The following is a 3,972-nucleotide window of genomic DNA, read 5'->3' as shown; positions in this document are numbered from 1 at the left end:
CAGCGCCTGCCTCGGGGGCTGCGGCTGGGACTCAGGGCGATGCCGGCGGGGGCCTGTCCTTGAGCTATGCCCGGCCTTTGTCCTGGCTTTCTCTGGTAATTATTCTTGTTACCAGCCTGGTACTTTCATTTTTTATTTCCAACTCGGCCCGCGAAACATTGCTGACCCGACAGGAAGGCTTTGCCCGCCTGCTGGTGGAAAACCTCAACAGCCAGATTTTCCGGCGTTTTGCGCTGCCCACCCTTATCGGCTACGGGCGCATTGCCCTGCGGCAGCCCGCACAGTATGAGCGGCTGGATCAGGTGGTGCAGTCCGTAATCCACGGTCTGCCCGTGGAACGCCTGCGCATCTACGATTTTTCACGTATTGTGGCGTATTCCACCCGCAAGGAAGAAATCGGCCGCGCAGGACTTTCTCCGGCCAATCTGGATGAGGTGCTGCACGGCGCTGCGCCCAAGTCCGAGATTATTTCGACCATACCGGCCTGGCAGGCTCCTTTCAGATTGCCGCTGGAAGAGGGAACCTTTGTGCTGCGCGTGCTGTATCCCCTGCGCGGGGAATCGCTCAAGCCCGGCGAGGATGCCCCCATCATGGGCGCGCTGGAGCTGACGCAGGACATCACGGGCGACTACGAGCAGGTGCTGACGTTTCAGGGCATCATCGTGATCATGTGCCTCATGTCTTCGGTGGTGCTTTTTGGCCTTTTGATCATGCTCATCCACAGGTCTGAACGTGTACTGGCCGAGCGCATGAATAAAAACCGCCAGCTTGAAAAGCAGCTGCACAGCAACGAACGCCTTGTGAGCATGGGGCGCGTCATCGCCAGTATTGCTCATGAGATCAGAAATCCCCTCGGCATCATACGTTCCAGCGCCGAACTGCTGCAGCGCCGCAGTGACGCCGATGCGGGAACCCGGCGCATACTGGGAGCCATTTTTGACGAATCCGTGCGTCTTTCACAAACCGTAAACGACTTTCTTGACTATGCCCGCCCCCGGCAGCCCAAACAGGATCTGGTCGATGTAAGCCTTGTGCTGGATCAGGTTTTGGGCTTTCTGGAGGGCGACATGGGCCGCCGCAACGTGGCGCTGGAACGCAATACTGAAAAGGGCCTTTTCGTTCATGGCGACAAGGATTTGCTGTACCGCGCTTTTTACAATATTCTGGTGAACGGACAACAGGCAATGGACGGGCCGGGCATACTGCACATCAGCGGTGTGCATGACGGTCAGGGTCATGTGCGGCTGGAGTTGCTGGACTCCGGTCCCGGTTTTGACGCCTCCGTTCTGGCTAACCTGCTGGACCCCTTCTTTACGACCAAGGATGGGGGAACAGGTCTTGGCCTGCCCATAGTGCAGTCCATTATCACAAGCCACGGCGGCGTGATCCAACTGGAAAACGGCCCGGAAGGCGGCGCTCTTGTACGTGTGCTGCTGCCCGAAGCCCAAGCCGGGGTACAGGAATAGTCTTATGAGTGAAAAAGCGCATATTCTGATTATTGATGACGAAAAAAATTACCTTCTTGTTCTGCAGACCCTGCTGGAAGACGAAGGCTATGTCGTCACCGCCATCAGCGACCCGGAAACGGCCCTGGCCTTTCTGGATGAAAGCGAAGTTGATGTGGTGGTTACGGACATGAAGATGCCCAAGGTGACTGGGCGTCAGGTATTGGAGCGGGTCAAGAAAAGCTGGCCGTATATTCCCGTGCTTATCATGACGGCATTCGGCTCCATTGAAAGCGCCGTGGAACTTATGAAATATGGCGCTTTTGACTACATCACCAAGCCGTTTTCCAATGACGAGCTGCTGCTTTCCGTTCACAATGCGGTGGAGCTGGCCCGCGCGCACCGGCAGTACCGCCTGCTGCAGGAAGTGATGGAAGACCGCTACGGCGTACACAAGATTGTGGGGCGCAGCCGCGCCATACGCGATGTGCTCATCATGGTCGAGCGCGCCGCGCCCAGCCGGTCCACCGTGCTCATTACCGGCGAATCGGGTACGGGCAAAGAGCTGATTGCCCGCGCCATCCATTATACAAGCCCACGCAAAGACAATCCCTTTGTTTCCGTCAACTGCATGGCGCTCAATCCCGGTGTGCTCGAAAGCGAGCTTTTCGGCCATGAAAAAGGCTCTTTTACCGGGGCGGTGGCCATGCGTCGGGGGCGTTTTGAACAGGCCGACGGCGGTACGCTGTTTCTGGATGAAATTGCCGAGCTGACGCCGGATCTGCAGGTCAAGCTGCTGCGGGTGCTTCAGGAGCGACGCTTCGAGCGCGTGGGCGGGGGAGAGGAAATAGAGGTGGACATCCGCGTAGTGGCTGCCACCAACAAAGACCTCGCCGCGCTGGTGGAAAAGGGCGCTTTTCGCGATGACCTGTACTACCGGCTCAATGTGGTGCAGATTCCCCTGCCGCCCCTGCGCGAACGTCGGGAAGACATTCCCCTGCTTGTGGCGCACTTTGTGGACAAGGTTTGCACAGACAATACCATGCCCGCAAAAACGTTCAGTACCGAGGCGCTCAACTATCTTACGGGCTATGAGTGGCCGGGCAATATCCGCCAGCTTGAAAATGTGGTTGAAAGCTGTCTGGTGCTGGTTCCCGGCGCTGTTATCAATGTGGATAATCTGCCCGCAGAGATTCGCGACGAAGAGTCGCAGTTCAAAAGCGCTGTGGACCTTTTGCCCGTGCAGCTTGATCTGGCCGATACGCTGGAAAAAATTGAGGCCGCGCTTATCCGGCGCGCGCTGGTACGGGCTGACCTTGTGCAGGTAAAGGCCGCGGAATACTTGGGTATTTCAAAAAGTCTGCTGCAATACAAGCTGAAAAAATATGCCATAACAGGGCATTAGAGCAATTTCACTTTGAAATTGCTCTGGCGGCTGCGTGAGCAGACGTTCGCTGCGGAGGCGTAAGCGCAGTTTATCTGCGCGGTTAAGCGCCGAAGTGAGCGTGCCTTAAACTTTGAGAATGTATATTCTCAAAGTTTATCTGCTCTAGAGCGATGAACACGTGTAACCGTCCCCGGCACAGGTCGGGGGCGGTTACAGGCAGCAGGCTGATAGCGCGTTTTTACTGCCCATCATTCTCTTTTTATCAGCATCACCCATTATTAATTACCCATCGTTGCCAAAGATTGCCCATCATTGCCTGTCTTGCCAACCTTGCACTGTGTGTGTGGCCCCGTGAAACTGCTGTGAAAAGTTTTAACGGGTCCTGCGTTTGGCGTACTTATTTTTTTAATAATGTATGTTCTCAGCCTGTTACACAGCGCAGCGGTAAACAGCACCGCTCGGGCGTGCTGGCATCGCGCAGGATAAGTCGTGCAGTAAGCTGCGCAGGCAGGCTGCGAGGAAAGGGCGCGGGCCGGCAGCGCGCTTATAGCGCGCAATTTTTCTGTTTTACGGCAATCGGCAATTGGGCGGCTCTGGTTTTCCGCAGAAAAATTTGGCCTGCAAGCCGCAAAGGAAACATGCTTTTTTCTTCCCGCCCTGATGGTATCCTTTTTAGCTTGTCAAAATGTATTTTTTGCGCAACTATCATGTAACAAAATTCCACGCGGCAAGGGCCGCACCTTGCCGTAAGCGCAGCACACCGGCTGTGGCGTGGTGATAGTTTTTGTTGTTTTTTGACGCTGATTGATTACTCAATTAGAGCAGATTAACTTTGAGAATATACATTCTCAAAGTTTAAGGCACGCTCACTTCGGCGTTTAACCGCGCAGATAAACTGCGCTTTCGCCTCCGTAGCGAACGTCTGTTCACGCAGTCGTCCGAGCAATTTAAAAGTTAAATTGCTCTAGATGTAGAGCCGTTTCGCCTGAGATTGTTGAGATTGTCGTTTAACATCATTGCTGTCCGGCTAAGGGTTAAGAAAAAAGTCCAAAATCTCAATGCGATGTGGTATAAAGAGTTTGCGAAAAACTTTGCCACACAAGGAGATTTTGGACATGAGTCACCATAATACACTTTTCT

At 54.5% G+C, this 3,972-nt stretch carries 2 protein-coding genes; both read left to right on the top strand.

Features of this window, described 5'->3' with window-relative positions; genetic code table 11:
- The first annotated feature begins 53 nt into the window (after window positions 1-53).
- The gene (locus V6C07_RS09725; RefSeq protein WP_333536237.1) at window positions 54-1,466 is read left to right on the top strand and encodes an ATP-binding protein; all 1,413 of its coding nucleotides are present in this window, start codon (window positions 54-56) and stop codon (window positions 1,464-1,466) included.
- A 4-nt stretch (window positions 1,467-1,470) separates the two neighbouring features.
- Entirely contained in the window at window positions 1,471-2,850 is a 1,380-nt protein-coding gene (locus V6C07_RS09720; protein ID WP_333536236.1) for a sigma-54-dependent transcriptional regulator, read from the top strand.
- Window positions 2,851-3,972: the final 1,122 nt, after the last annotated feature.

The organism is Desulfovibrio sp. 1214_IL3152, assembly GCF_036763055.1.
GTDB lineage: Bacteria > Desulfobacterota > Desulfovibrionia > Desulfovibrionales > Desulfovibrionaceae > Desulfovibrio.
Note: the sequence above shows the minus strand (reverse complement) of the source record. Positions and strands in the feature narration are given on the sequence as shown.

Coding starts and splice junctions, on each gene's coding strand:
- V6C07_RS09720 (WP_333536236.1), top strand. CDS start 1,471: ATGAGTGAAAAAGCGCATATTCTGATTATTGATGACGAAAAAAATTAC.